This is a genomic window from Bacillus sp. Cr_A10 (genome assembly GCF_029222665.1).
In the GTDB taxonomy this organism is placed as follows: domain Bacteria; phylum Bacillota; class Bacilli; order Bacillales_A; family Planococcaceae; genus Psychrobacillus.
Window position 1 is genome coordinate 183,795 of record NZ_JARHXR010000007.1, and the last position, 18,968, is coordinate 202,762.

16 protein-coding genes, 2 pseudogenes and 1 other annotated feature are annotated in these 18,968 nt (G+C 37.8%); all 18 genes and pseudogenes read right to left on the reverse strand.

All coding sequences use genetic code 11. The features are described from left to right. Positions 1-141 precede the first annotated feature (141 nt). The gene (locus tag P2Q73_RS04990) at positions 142-1,038 is read right to left on the reverse strand and encodes a threonine ammonia-lyase (protein ID WP_481747136.1); all 897 of its coding nucleotides are present in this window, start codon (positions 1,036-1,038) and stop codon (positions 142-144) included. 147 nt (positions 1,039-1,185) lie between these two features. Then, positions 1,186-1,770, reverse strand: coding sequence for a 3-isopropylmalate dehydratase small subunit (gene leuD, locus P2Q73_RS04995; protein ID WP_275784544.1), 585 nt, complete (start codon positions 1,768-1,770; stop codon positions 1,186-1,188). Positions 1,771-1,782: 12 nt separating this feature from the next. Further along, positions 1,783-3,192, reverse strand: a complete 1,410-nt coding sequence (gene leuC / locus P2Q73_RS05000) for a 3-isopropylmalate dehydratase large subunit (RefSeq protein WP_275784546.1) — start codon at positions 3,190-3,192, stop codon at positions 1,783-1,785. A gap of 19 nt (positions 3,193-3,211) precedes the next feature. After that, complete coding sequence (leuB, locus tag P2Q73_RS05005; RefSeq protein WP_275784550.1) at positions 3,212-4,312, reverse strand: 3-isopropylmalate dehydrogenase; 1,101 nt, start codon at positions 4,310-4,312, stop codon at positions 3,212-3,214. A gap of 18 nt (positions 4,313-4,330) precedes the next feature. Continuing rightward, positions 4,331-5,875, reverse strand: coding sequence for a 2-isopropylmalate synthase (locus P2Q73_RS05010; RefSeq protein ID WP_275784552.1), 1,545 nt, complete (start codon positions 5,873-5,875; stop codon positions 4,331-4,333). Then, on the reverse strand, positions 5,862-6,896 hold the full coding sequence (gene ilvC, locus P2Q73_RS05015; RefSeq protein WP_275784555.1) for a ketol-acid reductoisomerase: 1,035 nt from the start codon (positions 6,894-6,896) through the stop codon (positions 5,862-5,864). Before ilvC ends, P2Q73_RS05010 begins: the two co-directional genes overlap by 14 nt. A gap of 98 nt (positions 6,897-6,994) precedes the next feature. Further along, on the reverse strand, positions 6,995-7,507 hold the full coding sequence (ilvN, locus tag P2Q73_RS05020; RefSeq protein WP_053590288.1) for an acetolactate synthase small subunit: 513 nt from the start codon (positions 7,505-7,507) through the stop codon (positions 6,995-6,997). Next, positions 7,504-9,207 carry an acetolactate synthase large subunit gene (gene ilvB, locus P2Q73_RS05025; RefSeq protein WP_275784810.1) on the reverse strand — a complete coding sequence of 568 codons (1,704 nt, stop codon included), beginning with the start codon at positions 9,205-9,207 and terminating at the stop codon, positions 7,504-7,506. The genes ilvN and ilvB overlap by 4 nt, the downstream gene beginning before the upstream one ends. A 295-nt stretch (positions 9,208-9,502) precedes the next feature. Beyond that, positions 9,503-9,759: a binding site (T-box leader), on the reverse strand. 10 nt (positions 9,760-9,769) lie between these two features. Beyond that, the gene (gene ilvD / locus P2Q73_RS05030; protein WP_056827614.1) at positions 9,770-11,437 is read right to left on the reverse strand and encodes a dihydroxy-acid dehydratase; all 1,668 of its coding nucleotides are present in this window, start codon (positions 11,435-11,437) and stop codon (positions 9,770-9,772) included. A gap of 355 nt (positions 11,438-11,792) precedes the next feature. Then, a complete protein-coding gene (locus P2Q73_RS05035; protein ID WP_082460801.1) occupies positions 11,793-12,224 on the reverse strand; it encodes a hypothetical protein in 432 nt (143 codons plus the stop codon). A gap of 282 nt (positions 12,225-12,506) precedes the next feature. After that, on the reverse strand, positions 12,507-13,094 hold the full coding sequence (locus P2Q73_RS20370; protein ID WP_481747139.1) for a methyl-accepting chemotaxis protein: 588 nt from the start codon (positions 13,092-13,094) through the stop codon (positions 12,507-12,509). Between the two features lie 354 nt (positions 13,095-13,448). Beyond that, positions 13,449-14,189: pseudogene (locus P2Q73_RS20375) on the reverse strand (HAMP domain-containing protein); the annotation flags it as partial. A 154-nt stretch (positions 14,190-14,343) separates the two neighbouring features. Continuing rightward, positions 14,344-15,312 (reverse strand): methyl-accepting chemotaxis protein, encoded by a 969-nt coding sequence (locus P2Q73_RS20380; protein WP_481747140.1) that lies wholly within the window; start codon positions 15,310-15,312, stop codon positions 14,344-14,346. Continuing rightward, positions 15,289-16,035: pseudogene (locus tag P2Q73_RS20385) on the reverse strand (MCP four helix bundle domain-containing protein); the annotation flags it as partial. The pseudogene P2Q73_RS20385 and the gene P2Q73_RS20380, both read right to left, overlap by 24 nt. A gap of 22 nt (positions 16,036-16,057) precedes the next feature. Then, positions 16,058-16,807, reverse strand: coding sequence for a C40 family peptidase (locus P2Q73_RS05050; protein WP_275784565.1), 750 nt, complete (start codon positions 16,805-16,807; stop codon positions 16,058-16,060). Positions 16,808-17,054: 247 nt separating this feature from the next. Further along, complete coding sequence (locus P2Q73_RS05055; protein WP_053590294.1) at positions 17,055-17,714, reverse strand: GTP pyrophosphokinase; 660 nt, start codon at positions 17,712-17,714, stop codon at positions 17,055-17,057. Between the two features lie 468 nt (positions 17,715-18,182). Continuing rightward, positions 18,183-18,533 carry a flagellar protein FliT gene (gene fliT / locus P2Q73_RS05060; protein ID WP_275784570.1) on the reverse strand — a complete coding sequence of 117 codons (351 nt, stop codon included), beginning with the start codon at positions 18,531-18,533 and terminating at the stop codon, positions 18,183-18,185. Further along, on the reverse strand, positions 18,533-18,931 hold the full coding sequence (gene fliS / locus P2Q73_RS05065; RefSeq protein WP_056827629.1) for a flagellar export chaperone FliS: 399 nt from the start codon (positions 18,929-18,931) through the stop codon (positions 18,533-18,535). Before fliS ends, fliT begins: the two co-directional genes overlap by 1 nt. Between the last annotated feature and the right edge of the window lie 37 nt (positions 18,932-18,968).

Genomic DNA, 18,968 nt, shown 5'->3' on the forward strand with positions numbered 1-18,968 from the left:
ACTCGCTATATAATAATTAGTATTCGCAACATTGAACTCTTTACTCACAAGTTCACAAGTTTAACCACGATACCTCACTCTGACTAGATTTCCAAACCATAAAAAAACCGCTAGATGATTTAACTAGCGGTTTCAATATTTTTATTTTGCCATTGGGACTTGAATGGACATTTGCTGACATTCGGTTAGTTTGTCAATGTCGAAATTTCCTCCACTCACGATTACTCCAACGTTACCAGCGGAGGATGGAATGTGGTGACTCAACACTGCCGCTACTGCTGCGGCTCCTGCACCTTCTATGAGCGTTTTTTCGCGTTCTAGCATAAAGAGAATTGCAGATGCAATCTCCTGCTCCGTCACTGTGATGATGTCGTCCACAAGGGAATGAATAATGTTCATTGTTAGCTTTCCAGGGACTTTCACGTTTATGCCCTCAGCAATCGTTTTGCCTTGGTATGGTAGTAAAGCTGCATTCTTTCCTTTATAAGCAACTGCAATTGCAGCTGAATTGATGGACTGAACACCAATGACACGAATATCTGGGCGAGACGATTTTACTGCAAGCAATGTGCCTGCAAGTAATCCCCCTCCCCCAGCAGGTACGACAATCGTGTCAAGTTCCGGTCGTTGTTGCAGCATTTCCATCGCTACCGTTGCCTGGCCTTCTATTACGGCTAAATCGTCAAATGGATGAATGAATGTTGCTCCAGTTCGAAGCTGTTCTTCTCTAGCTGCAACATATGCCTCATCAAAATTTTGTCCCACAAGCTTGACCGTTGCCCCATAACCTTTAGTGGCATCCACTTTTGCTACTGGAGTTCCGATTGGCATGTAAATCGTTACAGGCACATTTCTCGCTTTTCCAGCGTAAGCGACACCTTGCGCATGATTTCCTGCTGAAGCTGCGATTAATCCTTTTGCACATTCAGCTTCCGTAAGCTGTGAAACTTTATTCATTGCTCCTCGAATTTTAAATGAACCCGTTTTTTGCAAGTTTTCCATTTTTAGAAATACTTTTCTTCCACTGATTTCATTCAAAGTAGTCGACTTTTTACATGGTGTCCGATGAACGAACTCTGCTACTTTTTCAGTTGCCCGATATAAACCTACAGTGTCGTATGAATTCCCAACAAAACCATCTCCTAGTTTACTAATTTTAATAAAACAGATTACGCATTGTCAGTCTTAGACCGCCTTATGCTTTTTTAATTCGTAAGCTTTAATATGATCTTCGTATTGGAAGGTCAATGAAATTTCATCCCAACCATTTAAAAGCATTTTCTTTTGGTATGGATCGATATCGAATGAATAAACTACACCGTCTGCACCAGTAACTGTTTGTGCTTCTAAGTTTACTTCTACGTTGTATTCTTCATTACTTAAAAGTGCTTCTACCTCATCTACGGACAATTTTATAGGAAGAAGTCCATTTTTCATGCAGTTATTGTAGAAAATATCCGCGAAACTTGGAGCAATAACTACACGGAAGCCGTAATCTAAAATGGACCAAGGTGCATGCTCACGTGAAGATCCACATCCAAAGTTCTCATGTGCTACTAATATAGTAGATTCTTTATAACGCTCGTCATTTAAAACGAAATTTTGGATTGGATTTCCTTGTGAGTCAAAGCGCCAGTGGTAAAATAAATATTTGCCGAATCCTGTACGTTCAATTCTTTTTAAAAATTCTTTCGAAATGATTTGGTCCGTATCTACATTTTTTTGATTTAAAGGTGTTATAACACTTTTGATTTCATTAATAGGCTCCATGGGTTTTCCTCCTTACGCATTCACTAGTTGAAATTTGCGAATATCTACAATATGACCTTCGATAGCTGCAGCAGCTGCCATTGCAGGACTCATTAGATGAGTTCTCGACCCAGCACCTTGACGACCTTCAAAGTTTCGGTTAGATGTAGATGCACAATGTTCACCAGCTGGTACAACATCGTCATTCATCGCTAGACACATACTGCAACCAGATTCGCGCCATTCAAATCCTGCATCAAGGAATATTTTGTCGATGCCTTCTTGTTCTGCTTGTTTTTTCACTGTTTTTGATCCTGGGACGACGATTGCCTTCACATTCGGATGTACTTGACGGCCTTCAATCACATTGGCTGCTGCACGTAAATCGCTTAGGCGAGCATTTGTACAAGAACCGATAAATACATTGCTAATTTGAATTTCCTCTAAAGGCATTCCCTCTTGGAGACCCATATATGCTAGTGCTTTTTCATGCGCTTGTTGATCACTTGTTTCCGAAAAATCTTTTGTAAATGGAATGTGCATAGAAACACCTGAGCCCATCGAAGGATTAGTTCCCCATGTTACAAAAGGTTCGATTTCATCTGCAGAGATTTCTACTGTTTTATCGTAAGTTGCCCCTTTGTCTGTAGCTAGAGCTATCCAACGAGCTGCTTCTTTTTCAAATGCTTCACCTGTTGGAACATGCTCACGTCCTCTAAGGAATTCAACCGTTGTTTCATCTGGGCTAATCAAACCTGCGCGTGCTCCTGCTTCAATTGACATATTACAAATGGTCATGCGCTCTTCCATCGACAATTTACGAATTGCCTCACCTGTATATTCCACGATATATCCAGTACCCATATCGATACCGAATTTTGAAATAATCGCTAGAATAATATCTTTAGCAGCCACGCCAAACCCAAGTTCACCTGTTACTTTGATTTCCATTGTTTTCGGTTTCGCTTGCCATAGTGTTTGCGTGGATAGAACATGCTCTACTTCACTTGTACCAATACCAAAGGCAATGGCACCAAAGGCACCATGAGTTGATGTATGACTATCCCCACATACTATTGTTTTACCTGGTTGTGTTAGACCAAGCTCTGGACCAATAATATGGACAATCCCTTGATCGGGATGATCCATATTGGCAAGAGGGACACCAAACTCTTCACAGTTTTGTTGAAGCGTGCTAATTTGTTTACGTGCAATAACATCCTTAATCTGCTCTCTGTTTCGTGTTGGAACGTTATGATCCATCGTTGCGAAGCAAAGATCCGGACGACGAACCTTACGATTATTTAGTCGTAGCCCTTCAAAAGCCTGAGGAGATGTCACTTCATGGAGCAAGTGTAAATCGATATAGAGAAGGTCTGGTTTACCCTCTTCCTCGTATACAATGTGTTCATCCCAAATTTTCTCAATAATCGTTTTTGCCATTTAGTCCCTCTCCTTTTGGTTAGACATAAGAAAACATTATGCTTTCAGATACAAATTCTGAGTCTAACTCTTCTAATACTTTTGCTGTCCATTCTGTTGTAGAAAGCGCTCGTTTTCCTTCTACTTGTAAATCACCTGTAAGATTTCCATCATTTAATACATTAAACACTGCTTCTTCCACTGCTGCTGCTTCTGTTTCAAGTTGGAATGCTTCACGAAGCATCATTGCCACAGAAAGAATCGTTGCCGCTGGATTCGCTTTGTTTTGCCCTGCAATATCAGGAGCTGATCCGTGAACTGGTTCATATAAACCGAAGCCATCCTCACGTGTACTTGCTGATGGTAGCATTCCTAGAGAACCAGTAATTACAGATGCCTCATCACTTAAAATATCACCAAACATATTTTCCGTAACGATGACATCGAAAGCTCCTGGCTTTGTAATTAATTTCATTGCTGTTGAATCAACAAGCATATGCTCTACATCTACGTCTGGATATCCTTGTTTTTTCTCTTCTACGATTTCACGCCATAATTTACTAGAATCAAGGACATTTGCTTTATCAACGGATGCTAGTTTACCTTTGCGACTTCTAGCAATTTGGAAAGCTGTATCGATGATACGTTCAATTTCCTTTCTTGTATAAACAAGCGTGTCAAGCGCATAGTCGTTTGTTTTCTTACGTGGTTCAGCGAAATACAGACCGCCTGTTAATTCACGAACGATTACTAAATCCACATCCTTTGCAACTTCTTTCTTAAGTGGAGATGCATCAAGTAATGCTGGAATAGCTTTTACAGGACGAATATTTGCATATAAACCGAAATGCTTACGGATTGCTAATAATCCTTTTTCAGGGCGTAAATGAGATGGATTCTGATCCCATTTCGGCCCACCTACTGCGCCTAAAAGGATGGCATCACTTTGACTACATGCATCAATTGTTTCTTGTGGAAGAGGATTTTCCTTCGCATCAATCGCCGCACCACCAATCAGCGCATATTGCAGATTAAACGTATGATTGAAGCGATGAGCAACTGCTTGAAGCACCTTTACGGCTGCTTGTGTTACTTCTGGACCAATTCCATCTCCCGGTAATACCGTTATCGTTTTTTCCATCCCATTCACTCCCATTTTTTATTGTGGTACTGCTATTTGCTCTTGATAGTGTGATTTAACTAATTGACGGTTTATAGCGTTCAAATATGCTTTTGCAGATGCTTCCAATACATCCTGAGATGCATTGCGCCCTGATGAAATAACACCATTAAAGCTTAGGTTAACGATTGCTTCGCCAAGTGCATCTCTTCCTTTAGAGACAGAAGATACACGATAATCAATAATATGAACTTCTCCGTTCACTAGCTTTTCTAATGTATTGAATATAGCTTCTACCGAACCAGCTCCAGTGGAAGAAACTACTTCCACTTCACCAGATGGTGTTTTAGCTTGAACCGTAGCAGTTGGAATATTAGAAGTACCGTACTGTACCTGTACGCTTTCTAATTCATAGACTTCCACTTCAGAAGTTTGTACTTGTTGATCTGTCAATAAAACAAATAAATCTTCCTCGGTAATCTCTTTTTTACTATCTGCTAATTTTTTAAATGCAACAAATGCAGCATTTAGCTTTTCATCACTTAATTGGAAGCCCATCTGTATTGCGCGATCAGAGAATGCATGACGACCAGAATGTTTACCAAGTACTAGTTCAGTTGCTACATCACCAATCAATTCTGGTGTAATAATTTCATATGTTTCTGGGTTTTTCAGCATACCATCTTGATGAATTCCTGATTCATGTGCAAATGCATTCTTCCCAACAACCGCTTTGTTTGGTTGGATCACAACCCCAGTTAACTTACTTACAAGCTGACTTGTACGTTTAGTTTCTTTTAAAACAATACCGGAATCTGCTTTGTAGTAATCATTTCGAATATGTAGTGCAACCGCAACTTCTTCAAGCGCTGCATTGCCTGCACGTTCTCCAATTCCGTTGATTGTACCTTCAACTTGTGTAGCGCCATTTTCAATGGCTGCAAGTGTGTTGGCAACTGCTAATCCTAGATCATCATGACAGTGAGCAGAAAGCTTCACTTTTTCAATACCAGTCACGTTTTCACTCAAGTATCTGAATAAAGCCCCATATTCAATTGGAGAAGCATATCCTACAGTATCAGGGATATTAATCGTAGTAGCTCCGGCTTTAATTACTTCATTCATAATTCGTACTAGGAAATCACGGTCTGAACGTGTTGCATCTTCCGCTGACCACTGAACAAGTGGAAAATATTTTCTCGCAAGCTTTACGGATTCTACTGCAATTTCAATAACTTGCTCAGGTGTTTTGTTCAGCTTATATTGCATATGAATCGGGGATGTCGCGATAAATGTGTGTAGATGTGGCTGTACTCCACCTTTTAAAGCCTCCCAAGAAGTTTCAATATCACTTTTAATCGAACGAGCTAACCCTGTTACCGTTGAGTTTTTCACTGTGTCAGCAATTAGTTTAACTGCCTCAAAGTCTCCAGGAGAAGAAGCAGGAAACCCTGCCTCTATGATAGAAACTCCAAATTTCTCAAGCTGACGAGCTATTTCTAACTTTTCTCGCGTGTTTAGGTTAATCCCTGCGGATTGCTCCCCATCACGTAGCGTTGTGTCGAAAATATCAATTTTGACCACTCGTCACCACTTCTTTCTTGATTTGTTTTTTTCCTTCATTGATGAAAGGCATCATTTCACGAAGTTTTGCTCCAACAACTTCAATTTGATGTTCAGATTCTGCTTTTTTGATTGCGTTATATTTTGGACGATCTGTTTCGTTTTCTTTAATCCATTCTCTTGCAAATGTTCCATCTTGAATGTCCGTTAATACGTCTTTCATACGATCTTTTACAGAAGCATCAATGATGCGTGGACCTGAAACGAAGTCTCCCCACTCAGCTGTATCCGAGATGGAAGAACGCATTGTTGCCATTCCACCTTCGTACATTAAATCAACAATCAGTTTTAATTCGTGTAATGTTTCAAAGTAAGCAAGCTCTGGTTGATATCCTGCTTCTACTAAAGTTTCAAAACCAGCTTTTACTATTGCAGTTGTACTACCACAAAGTACTGCTTGTTCTCCGAATAGATCTGTTTCTGTTTCTTCTTTGAATGTTGTTTCCAATACTCCAGCACGAGCAGCTCCAATTCCTTTTGCATATGCTAGAGCTAGATCTTTTGCTTGACCAGTTGCATCTTGATATACAGCGAATAAACCTGGTACCCCCGCTCCTGCTTCGTATGTTCTACGCACTAAATGACCTGGACCTTTTGGTGCTACAAGGAATACATCCACATCAGCTGGAGGTACGATTTGATCAAAATGTACGTTGAATCCGTGAGCGAATACTAATGATTTTCCAGCAGTTAATGCAGGCTGTATCTCTGCTTCATAAACAGCTTTTTGTCTTTCATCTGGTAATAAAATCATGATAACGTCTGCTTTTTCAGCTGCTTCTTTTACAGAATAAACTTCTAATCCGTCTTCTTTTGCTTGATCGAATGATTTTCCTGCACGAATACCAACAACTACGTTAAAACCTGAATCCTTTAAGTTTTGTGCATGTGCATGACCTTGTGATCCGTAACCGATGATTGCAATTGTTTTTTCCTGTAAAAGTCCTTCGTTGATATCTCCGTTGTAATACATTTTAGCCATTATAATTTCCTCCTCGAATTTGGGTTTTTATATTATTTAAAAGTTTATATACTGTATAACTAAGTATCAGACAAGCTTTGTTCACCAGTATTGCATTTTTACAGTATGGATAATTGTGGTGTGTTTGTTTTTTGGGTTTCACGAACAAACGCTGTAACACCTGTTCTTGTAAGCTCTTTAATACCATATGGTTTGAGCAGATCAATGAAAGCATCAATCTTTTCTGGGTTACCGGTTACTTGAAAGGTAACAACGTTTTTCCCCGTGTCGATTGTATAAGCTCGGAATGGTTCAATAATACTGTTTATCTCTGCTCTTACAGCAGGTGGCGCTACGACTTTCACGAGTGCCAACTCTCTCACAACAATTGATTTTTCTGTAATATCATTAACTTTCAACACATCTACTTGTTTTTGAAGCTGTTTTAAAAGCTGTTCTAGTTTTTGTTCATCTTGTACGTTTACGACAAACGTCATTTTAGAGATTTGCGGTTGTTCCGTATGCCCCACTGTAATACTTTCAATATTGAATTGACGCTTCATGAGTAGGCCAGTAACACGGTTTAAAACACCACTTTGATTGATCACTGTTACCGTAATAATTCTTTTCATTCTGGCTTCACTCCAATCATTTCATGTAGCCCTTTACCTGGAGCAACCATTGGATAGACACTTTCTTTTTGAACAACTCGACAATCAATTAGGACTGGCTCATCTGATGCAAGTGCTTCTTTTAATTGAACTTTTGCATCTTCATATGTTTCGATTTTGTAGCCTTTAATATCATAAGCAGCTGCTAATTTTACGAAATCAGGCTGAACTGGGATGAGAGATTGCGAGAAACGCTCTCCATGGAATGTCTCTTGCCATTGGCGTACCATTCCGAGTGCTTGATTGTTTAAGATAATAACTTTTACTGGGATTCTCATCTCTTGTAGTAGAGACAGTTCCTGAAGTGTCATTTGGAAACCTGCATCACCAACGATGGAAATTACTTTTGCTTCTGGTTTAGCAAGCTGTGCACCAATTGCTGCTGGGAAACCAAATCCCATTGTTCCAAGTCCACCAGATGTTACCCAGTTATGCGGATGATTGAATTTATAATACTGTGCAGTCCACATTTGATGCTGTCCTACATCAGTAGTTACAACTGCATCTCCATTTGTATACTCATGTACAAGCTCTAACACTTGCTGTGGTAAGAGCCCTCTTTCCTCACTCGCTTGATAATGAAATGGATATTCTGTTAGTGAAACACGTAAACTCTCTAACCACGTAGCAGTATTTCCATTTGACACATCTTGTGCAAGCAGTGCCTCCAAAGCTTCCTTTGCATCCGCAACAATTGGGATTTCTGTAGGAACGTTTTTCCCAATCTCCGCTGGATCTATATCGATATGAACCACTTTTGCATTCGGTGCAAAGTAGTTTAAGTTTCCTGTTAGACGGTCATCAAATCTTGCGCCTACATTAATCAGTAAGTCACATGTTTGAATTGCCATATTGGCTGTGTAAGTTCCATGCATCCCTGCCATTCCTAAAAACAACTCATGATCGCCTTCTATACTTCCAAGTCCTAGGAGTGTATTGGTTACAGGGATTTGATACTTCTCGGCAAACGCTGCTAATTGGTCTGATGCTTTGGCGAATAATACACCTGCACCTGCAAGTATCAATGGTTGTTTTGCAGTAGAAATAGCTTGGGCTGCCTTCTGTATTTGTAAAAAGTTAGGCGTTGTCGTCGGTTGATATCCTGGAAGATTTACTTCTAGGTTTACATCCTCTGATGAAACAAACATGCCTGTTGCCATATTTTTTGGAATATCTACGACGACTGGTCCTGGACGACCTGTGGAAGCAATATGAAAAGCTTCGTTAATAATTCTTGGTAAATCTGCTACATCTTTCACTTGGTAATTATGCTTTGTAATTGGTTGTGTAATCCCAATGATGTCCGCTTCTTGAAAAGCATCTGTTCCAATAACAGTAGTAGCAACTTGACCTGTGAAAACAACGAGTGGAATGGAGTCCATCATAGCATCAGCAATACCTGTCACTAAGTTCGTTGCACCTGGTCCAGAAGTAGCAATAACTACCCCTACTTTCCCTGATACTCTTGCATATCCTTCAGCTGCATGGATTGCACCTTGCTCGTGACGAGCTAGAATATGTTTGATAGGATTTCTGTATAATGCATCATAAATCGGTAAAACTGCACCACCTGGATAACCAAATACTACTTCAACCTGATGTTTTTTTAGTGTTTCGATTAAAACATCCGCTCCATCTAATTGCTTCGGAGCTGCAGGCATTTGAGCTTCTTCATAGGTTTGTTCTGCTTCTTCTACACTCAACTTCATCATAATTTCCTCCTTTTTCAAATCGTCCAGTCCAACAAATTAGCATCTACATCTAGACTTCAGCGCCTAGCTCCTCGAGGTCAAATGTGAAACTTCTTCGTCCATCAAGATGGACTGTGAAGTTCCTCATTTGCTCCTGCGCATAGCTCGTCGCAGAAGAACGTTGCTTGTCGGAGCTAAACAGGCGCTTCCGCTTTAGAAAAAAAGAAAAGAATTTCTCCCACACAAAAAAACTATAGTTCTTTTGTATAGGGATGAAATTCTTTTCATGGTACCACCCTAGTTCGCAGCGCAACCGCTACCTCGCAGACAACCGACAAATTGCCGACCATCCATTTTTAACGAGAGTAGCTAATTTACTACACCCGGAAGTATCTAATTGGTTTCCCGTTCAACACTTCACTCCGAGGGGATGTCGCTAAAGGTTGTATTGCCGGGTCCCAGCACCACCGGCTCTCTGTGAATACAAGATTCCTTTAACTTTTACCTCATCATAGATTTAATCAATATTCGTTTAGATTTTCATTACTCCACCTGTACTCGCAGATGTTACAAGTTTCGAATATCTTGCTAAATAACCCTTTTTAATTTTTGGTTCAAATGGTTGTAAGTTTGATCTTCTTGTAGCTAATTCTTCTTCATTAACCTTTAACTCTATTGTTCTATTTGTTAGATCAATAGCGATAATGTCATCATTTTCAACTAATGCAATCGGTCCACCTTCGGCTGCTTCTGGAGAAATATGTCCAATGGAAATTCCTCTTGATGCACCTGAGAAACGTCCGTCCGTAATGAGTGCCACTTTAGTTCCTAATCCACGACCTTGAATCGCTGATGTTGGAGCAAGCATTTCTGGCATACCAGGTCCACCTTTTGGACCTTCGTAGCGGATAACGACTACATGGCCTTCTTGAACAATCCCGTTATCTATCGCTTCTTGTGCTGCTTCTTGTGAATCGAACACAATTGCTTTTCCAGTAAATTCTTTAATGGAAGGATCAACTGCTCCTACTTTAATCACTCCACCATCTGGAGCAATGTTTCCAAACAACACGGACAAGCCGCCTACTGGACTATATGGATTTTCTTTTCTGCGTATGACTTGATCATTTTTAATTTCTGCATCCTTCACGTTCTCATAGAGAGATTGACCAGTTATCGTCATTCGATCTGGATGAACAGCACCAGGAATCTCGCAAAGTTCTTTTATAATTGCACTAACTCCTCCTGCAAGATGTACGTCGTGCATAGAGTAATCAGAGGCAGGCATAATTTTCGATAAATAAGGAATCCGTTTTGCTACTTCATTTATTTCTTTCACGTCATATTCGATTTCAGCTTCATGCGCGATTGCCAGTGTGTGGAGAACTGTATTTGTTGAACCACCCATTGCCATATCTAGTGCAAACGCATCATCGATTGTTTCTTTTGTAATCAAATCTCTTGGCTTTACATCTTCTTTAATCATTCGTACAAGATGTTTAGCCGCTTCCTTAATAAGTCGGTGACGTTCCTCGGAAGTTGCAATAATTGTACCGTTACCTGGAGGAGTCATCCCTAACATTTCCATTAAAGAGTTCATAGAGTTAGCTGTGAACATTCCCGAACAAGAACCACATGTAGGACATGCATTTTGTTCAATATCGAGAAGTTGTTCTGCAGTCATCGCACCGGATTTATAAGAACCAACTCCTTCAAAAACGGATGTTAATGAAAGTTGTTTCCCGTCAGCTGATGTTCCAGCCTCCATTGGTCCACCTGAAACAAAAACAGATGGGACATTTGTTCTGACTGCTGCCATTAACATTCCTGGTGTGATCTTGTCACAGTTTGGAATGTAAAACACTCCATCAAACCAATGCGCGTTAATAACTGTTTCGGCAGAATCCGCGATAAGCTCTCGACTCGGAAGTGAATATCTCATTCCGATGTGACCCATTGCAATCCCATCATCAACACCAATCGTGTTAAATTCAAATGGAATTCCACCTGCTTCGCGAATTGCTTCTTTGACGACCTCAGCAAATTTATTTAAATGCATATGGCCTGGAATAATATCAATATAGGAGTTACAAACACCGATAAACGGTTTATCTAAATCTCTTGTTTTTACCCCAGTAGCATAAAGCAAACTACGATGCGGGGCACGATCAACGCCTTTTTTTATCATGTCACTTCTCAATATAATCGACTCCTATATCACTGCTAATCTAGCAACTAGCATTGAAGCTTTTGCTTTTGTTTGATTGTGAATTTTCTCACAATATTTAATATATTGTTGATATCATAACTCCTTTAAAATGGCGCGTCAACACCCTTTTTGAAAATTGTCAGTTATTTTTGAATATTCATTAATTATGAAATCGCTTACATCTGCGATATATCGCATTTTATATTCAGAAAAAAATATTTGTGAACAATTTGTTAAATTGACGTGGACGTGGAAGTTCTATGCTGAAGTGGTCTCAAGTAGAACCGAGTACGAAAGATTAAAGCAAAATAAAAAAGACCCTCTCTCAATATTGAGAAAGAGTCAATCACCATAAATTAGGTTTTACAACCATAAACCAGAGCATGATTAACAGCAAGAGTATATATTGCCATACAGAACTGTTTAATCTTTTAATAAGCGTACTGGAATCAATAACTCCAACTTGAAATTGTCGAATCTTTGGCTTAAATGCCTTTGCAAGAAACACGATAGAACTAATCATAACAACAATTGTCATGACTACCCACGATGTCGACCATGGCCAATTTCCTTGCCACATAAGTAGAACTCCAGAAACGACTAAAACATGACCAGCATGCTTAACTATCCGAATCGAAGCTTGAAAAACTTCTATTTGGGAATGAAGGACTTCACCGCTCTTATCATGCATTCGATTTAATAAAGGAAATAAAACAAAAAAAGGACCAATAGAAAGAATTGCACTAAGTACATGGATAAAAACAATGGATTCGTACATATAATCACCTACGTATATTATACTTTATCCACTTACAATAATTTGTGTCTAGATGAGGAATGTTTTATATATGGAATATACTGTTCTTATTCGCTATATTGAAAAGTAATCTTCGAAACTTTTTACTTTCTCGCTATATTTACTCACTTATTCGCAACTTTCTAATCCGTATTAGCAATATTTACTTGTTACGTGCAACATTCTGCAGCGTATTCGCAATATTGACATATTAGAAAGACTCTATTTCGCAATACGAAATAGAGTCTTTTCTTATTAAAGAGATTATAGTTTAAAATGACTTACTTCACTTTGAAGTTTTTCTGCGAGATTTGCCAATGATTGTGCACTCGAAGAAATCTCTTCATTTGCAGCTAACTGCTCTTCTGTAGCAGCACTTGTATCACTCGCAACATCTGCTGCATTAGTCGCTAGAGTTTGTACTTGTTGCGCACTTTCTGTTACGGATTCAGCCATTGCTTGAATTTGCTCAATTGCTGCAGAAACAGTTTCAACTTTAAATACAACTTCTCCAACGCTTGACTCTATTTCATTAAAAACATTAAGCGATTCCGTAGTTTTCGAAAGCCCTTCTTCTACTTTACCACCACCAGTTGTGATAGCTTTAAGAGCATCACCAGAAGCAGATTGGATCAACTGAACCATCGATTCAATTTCGGAAGCTGAGTTTTTCGATTGCTCAGCAAGTTTACGAACCTCTTCCGCTACCACAGCAAAACCTTTTCCATATTCCCCTGCACGCGCTGCTTCAATTGCAGCATTTAGAGCAAGAAGATTTGTTTGCTCCGATATATCTGTAATTAGCGCAGTAATCGATTGAATTTCATCGGAATGCTTCGCCATGTTTTTCATAATTTCTGTTGTTTCATTAAATGTTGTATGAATTGTATCCATTTGAGTCGCAACATCTGTGACAACCGCTGATCCTTTTGTCACTAGATTTTTAACCCCATCCGTTGCTTGAAGCATCTCTTCATTACTTTGCGAAATTTGTCCAACACCTTGTTGCAATTCCATCATAGAATTTACAGAGCTTTCTAAATGCTTCACTTGTTCTTCGCTGGCTGCCATTTGCCCTTCAGCTGATTTCGCAACCATTTGTGAAGAAGCTAAACTTTCCTCAGAACTTGCAGACAGTTCTTCAGCGTTCGCAGCCAATTGCATAGAAGAGTCTCGAACACTTGACACAATGCGTTGTAAATCGCTCGACATTTTATTGAAAGTTGTCGCCATAACTCCAACTTCGTCTTTATTTTTAATTTTGATAGGTTCTACTAATAAATTCCCGTTTGCAATTTCCTCTAAACCAGAAGTAACCTTTTGAATTGGTTTAGAAATGCTTTTACTAATGAAATAAGAAATAAGTAATGCAATAACAACGCTAAGTATCGTAATGATAATTACAAAATTATTAGAGGTTGCTTGATATTGATTTAACTCAGCTCTTGTTTGTTCCATATCAGCAATTTGAATTTCCTTTAATTCAGCTAAAATTGCTAGCACTTCATCGTTTAATTCAGTAGATTGGCTAGCATATTGTTCAAATGGTTGATTGCTCTTTTTCGACGAAATTATCTTATTATTTGATTCAAATAACGCCTCTGTTTGAGTGCGAAGATCCTCTAATAACTTTAATGACTTCTCATCCTTCACACTCTCAATAAGTGTTTTTGCCGCGGCTGACCCATTTATAATTTCCTCATCAAACTTACCAATTGCATCTTCTTTTCCAAACATGACAAACTCTAAAACAGCAGTTGCCATATCTTTTTGGATGACTTCAATCTGACCTACTAGTACAACTTTCTTCACATTATTATCAAGCAAAGACTGGTATTTATCAGTAATAATAGATGATGCTAAAATAGATAATACGCTGATTAATACTAATAAAAGTAACACTGCTGAAAACCCGAACCACAATTTTTTTGATATTGTTAATTTCATTTTCTTACTCCCTTTTTCTCATATTCCTTCTCCAAATGATTCTTAAGTAGCTATATTATTATACATAAATAAAGGTACTTTGTCATAATATAGAATTTATTTGTCGAAAAAAAAGCCCTAAATCTAATAAAAGATTTAGGGTAATTGGTATACGTTAGATCTTAAAATGACTGACATTATTTTGCAAAGCCTCAGCAAGATCTGCTAATGACTGTGCATTGGCAGTGATTTCTTCATTTGCGGCAAGCTGCTCTTCAGTAGCTGCACTTGTATCATTTGCCCCATCCGCAGCAAGTGCTGCTAGACGTTGAACTTCAAGTGAACCTTCTGAAACCGATTTTGCCATTTCCTGAATTTGCTCTATTGCAGCGGAAACTGACTCAACTTTGACTCCAACTTCACCCACAGCAGATTCAATATCTTTAAATACATCTAGTGATTCAGTTGTTTTGGAAATCCCTGCTTCCACTTTACCACCACCGTCCGTGATTGCTTGAACTGCTTCACTAGATGCCTCCTGAATCATTTGTACCATGGAAGCAATCTCGGTTGCAGAATTCTTTGATTGCTCCGCTAATTTTCTTACTTCTTCGGCAACTACCGCAAAACCTTTTCCATATTCTCCTGCACGTGCTGCTTCGATTGCTGCATTCAATGCTAATAAATTCGTTTGTTCCGAAATATCTGTTATTAACGCAGTTACATTTTGTATTTCATCTGAATGCTTTGCCATGTTATTCATAATAACTGTCGTATCTTTGAAGGTTGTATGAATTGTGTTCATTTGTTCAGCAACATCTGAAACTACATCAGATCCTTTATTAACAAGCACTCGAACTTCGTCTGTTGCTTTTAACATCTCTTCATTACTTGTAGAAATTTGCTCAACCCCTTGTGATAATTCAGCCATCGCGTGAACCGAAGAATCCATATGGCGTACTTGCTGTTCACTAGTGGCCATTTGCTCCTCAGCAGACTTCGCCACCATTTGTGAGGATGCTAAGCTTTCTTCAGCGCTTGCAGTCAGCTCCTCAGCATTAGCTGCGAGCTGCATAGATGAATCTCTAACACCTGATACAATTTCAAGTAAATCTTTCGACATTGTATTGAAGGCTACTGCCATTTCTCCTACTTCGTCCTTATTTTTAATCATGATTGGCTCTAAACGTAAATTACCATCCGCAATCTGAACAAGTCCTGCAGTTACTTTCTTAACAGGTTTGGAAATACTTCTACTAATGAAATACGCTAGTGCAAGTCCTAAAATAACACTGATAATAGGTACTACTATAGTTAGTGTATTAATCATTGATTCAAATTTTTTCAATTCTTCTCTAGTTTTAACCATATCATTTTCAAGAAATTGCTCAATTTCGCTTAAAATGAAAATCATGTCATTGCTTGTTGCTTTACTATCAGCAGTATATTTATTGATTACCGCAGTATCCTTCTTCTGCTTTGCAGCAATCAAATCCTCATTTTTCGCAAAAAAAGCATTCTCTTTTTTCTTCAACTCTGATATCATCTCTTTTGTTTCCGGAGAAAATAATCTACCTTCTAGCTCAAGAATTAAAGAATTTTCTAATTCTGAATTAGATCTTATATTTTCCAGTGATTCATCCGTATTAAATAATAAATAATCCATCATGCTACGCGAAATATCTTTTTGAGCAATCTCAATATCTTTTATAAGATCCACTTTTTCTACCCGATCATCTAACAAAAACTGATATTTAGCACCTATTTCATCCATAGAAATATGTATCATAACAGAAACTCCAGCTAGTAATATCAAGACGGCAGAAAACCCTAACCACATTTTCTTAGCTATTGTCATTTTCATCATAAAGCTCCTAATCTCTCCAAAATTATTCACTCACCATATGAAATCTATTAAATGAAACAAAATGTTCCTTCCAATAGGAAGAATCTAAATTAGCAATCTCAACACCTTTAGAACCAGCATGTATAAACTCATTGTTGCCTAAATAAATTCCCATATGTGAAATTCCCGCTTTATATGTATTCTCAAAAAACACTAAATCGCCTACTACTGGGTTATCAATAGCTGAGCTTTTTGCAAAATAACTCTCGCTGCTTTGTCTAGTGATTGTCAGCCCTGCTTGTGAGTGAACAAAATAGATAAATCCACTACAATCAAATCCATCCATCGTATTTCCTGCATATAAATATGGAATACCAACCATACGTTTTGCAAAGTCTACCACTAAATCATATGTAGCTTGTCCATCTGAAGAAAGGGATTTGACATCATTTAGTATTGGAGCTGGGTTAGTAATAAGTTCCTCCGCCTTCACCTGGACATCTTTAGCAGGATTTTCTTTAGGAGTTGTTACAGGCTTTGCAGATGCTACCGCTTGAGTAGCTTTAGTAGTTGTATTAGCTACTTTAGGTTTTTGTACGATTAACTTCTGCTTCACATAAATACTGTCTTTCTTTAGCTTGTTCCAAGTACGTAGATCGTTCACTGTCACTTTGTACACTTTAGCAATCTTTGTCAACGAATCACCTTTTTTCACTTCATATAAAGCATTAGCACTTGCAGAAGTCGTAAATGTAAATAATAAGACCGAGACTATTAGCACCTTCTTAAACATATTAACCCTCCTTCTAATTTACTAGTAATTTAATAATACCATTATTTACATACTTAAACATTATAATTTTTATAAAATTAATTGCCTGGGAAATAAATAATCTTAGAAGCGATTAAGGAAGAAAAAAAACATGTTGTATAAATTATCATTTTATTTAGCTAGTTAAAGGTAAAGCTTAAGAACAATAATAAAAAAAACATAAAAAACAGAGAAAATCTAACAAGTAGATTGTCTCTGTTTTCATTATTTATCCATTTGAATCTGTTTCACTAGATAGTAGTTGAAGTCTTAATTTAGACATTTCTTTGTCCAGTAACGAGGAGGCATTGGATAGCTCAATTAATTGTTTTTGAGCTTCTTCCGGTATCGATTCACCTTGATATTTATAGTTGAGTTTATGTTCTGTTGATGCCCAAAAATCCATAGCGGATGTTCGGATTTGGATTTCCGCGGGAACCCATATCACTTCATTAGATAAGATGACTTGCGTTTCTACAACAAGATGAAGGCTTTTGTAGCCACTCTTTTTAGGTTCTTTAATATAGTCTTTTACTCTAATCATGCGAATATCTTCACGCTGTTCGATATGTTCCTTCAGCAAATATACATCATCAATAAAGCTAGTGACAATTCGTACTCCAGCAATATCTCGTATTTCTTGTTTAATAGATTCTTGAGTCAGCGCTATTTCTTTATTTTCAATCTTCTCAACCAATGACATAATAGTTTTCATGCGTGTTTTCATATGCTCAATAGGAGAGTATCCGTGTTTCGATTTCCATTCAAGATCAATAATATTGAAATCACTCTTCAACTCATATAATGCCATCTCATATGGGATGAAAAAGCCTTTCCAGTTTTTTAAAACCTTTTGCACTAAATCGATCTTATGTGTCTCTTGATACATATTAAACACTCCTTGATAAAATAACACTTTATTATTCTGTCATCATATCACAGGTGGTATGAATCGGAAAGATATATGAGAAATGACTAGCCAGGGGATGAAATGGAAGAACGTTTGAGTTCCCCCTTTTTCACTTATTAAGTTTAATAGTCTTTAATACAAATAAACAACATTATTTACTCTCCATCAACTTGTAGTTTTTATCTATTTATGCTGATTTATTAAGTGTATCCGAAGGATTACCTTTTCTTCTTGAATGGAAGTTATAATGAAATCTAATATTTTGCTTGTGGAAGATGACTTGGCAATTAAAGAAATGGTTGAAAGTTATTTAACAGACAGCTTCTTATGTAGAAGATGTACTAGGAATGCTGGGTACATTTGATAATCAGCATTCTCAAGGAATGCTACGACTACTAGCTTAGAGAAACTAAAACACCGACTTTCTTAAACGAAAGTCGGTGTTTTTCATTTCTTATTATCAAAATACATACCATCAATTGTTTGTGTTGCTGCGTAAGGATTACTGTAAGAACCCTCATGACGTTTTTTTTGTTGGAGATCTTTTAAATCTCCTTTAACTAGATTCATTATTTTATCTAATCGCTCATTTATTCCTCGATCTAATTCCAGTAATTGCTCATACAAAGAATTTGTAGATAAATCAGTTTCAGCTAGTGCATGTATTGCTTCTCCACGTGCATCGAGTAACTCATTAACTTTTTCTATAAACTCTGTACGTTCATTCTCTGAAGGATTTTTTGTTAAGTGAGCAAATAGCTTTTCAGATGCGTCTAGAAAATTTTCTACCTCACCCATTATGCTTGATCTCCAGTAAATTGTTTTTGACGATTGATTTGAATAACTTGTTTCCATGTGTCTCTGAATTCCGTCACGTAACCTTCTACTTCTTCAATCACTTCCACTGAGTTTTGAATATTGGCTTCTATAAGTCGATGATTCATATACTCGTACATTTGCATCATGGATTTAGAGATTTCAATATTCATATTCAATGTCACCATAAGCTCTTGAATAATTTTTTGAGCCTTTTGCAAATTAACATTTTTTTCTTGGATATTTTTATCAGTGATAGCGGTTTTAGCTTTTCCTAAAAACTTTAAACAACCATTATAAAGCATTAATGTTAATTCACCTGGCGATGCAGTGCTCACACTATTATTTTTATAAGCTTGGTGTACCGATTGTGCTGACAATATAACACAACTCCTTTTATTTTAAATCCCAAAAATC

Excerpts from the sequence above, each read along its gene's own strand:
- leuD (WP_275784544.1), bottom strand. The coding sequence starts at position 1,770 with ATGGAGCCTATTAATGAAATCAAAAGTGTTATAACACCTTTAAATCAA.
- leuC (WP_275784546.1), bottom strand. The coding sequence starts at position 3,192 with ATGGCAAAAACGATTATTGAGAAAATTTGGGATGAACACATTGTATAC.
- leuB (WP_275784550.1), bottom strand. The coding sequence starts at position 4,312 with ATGGAAAAAACGATAACGGTATTACCGGGAGATGGAATTGGTCCAGAA.
- ilvC (WP_275784555.1), bottom strand. The coding sequence starts at position 6,896 with ATGGCTAAAATGTATTACAACGGAGATATCAACGAAGGACTTTTACAG.
- ilvN (WP_053590288.1), bottom strand. The coding sequence starts at position 7,507 with ATGAAAAGAATTATTACGGTAACAGTGATCAATCAAAGTGGTGTTTTA.
- ilvB (WP_275784810.1), bottom strand. The coding sequence starts at position 9,207 with ATGCCTGCAGCTCCGAAGCAATTAGATGGAGCGGATGTTTTAATCGAA.
- P2Q73_RS05035 (WP_082460801.1), bottom strand. The coding sequence starts at position 12,224 with ATGTACGAATCCATTGTTTTTATCCATGTACTTAGTGCAATTCTTTCT.
- P2Q73_RS20370 (WP_481747139.1), bottom strand. The coding sequence starts at position 13,094 with ATGAAAAACATGGCGAAGCATTCCGATGAAATTCAATCGATTACTGCG.
- P2Q73_RS20380 (WP_481747140.1), bottom strand. The coding sequence starts at position 15,312 with ATGGCAGTAGCCTTCAATACAATGTCGAAAGATTTACTTGAAATTGTA.
- P2Q73_RS05050 (WP_275784565.1), bottom strand. The coding sequence starts at position 16,807 with ATGTTTAAGAAGGTGCTAATAGTCTCGGTCTTATTATTTACATTTACG.
- P2Q73_RS05055 (WP_053590294.1), bottom strand. The coding sequence starts at position 17,714 with ATGTATCAAGAGACACATAAGATCGATTTAGTGCAAAAGGTTTTAAAA.
- fliT (WP_275784570.1), bottom strand. The coding sequence starts at position 18,533 with ATGGGTGAGGTAGAAAATTTTCTAGACGCATCTGAAAAGCTATTTGCT.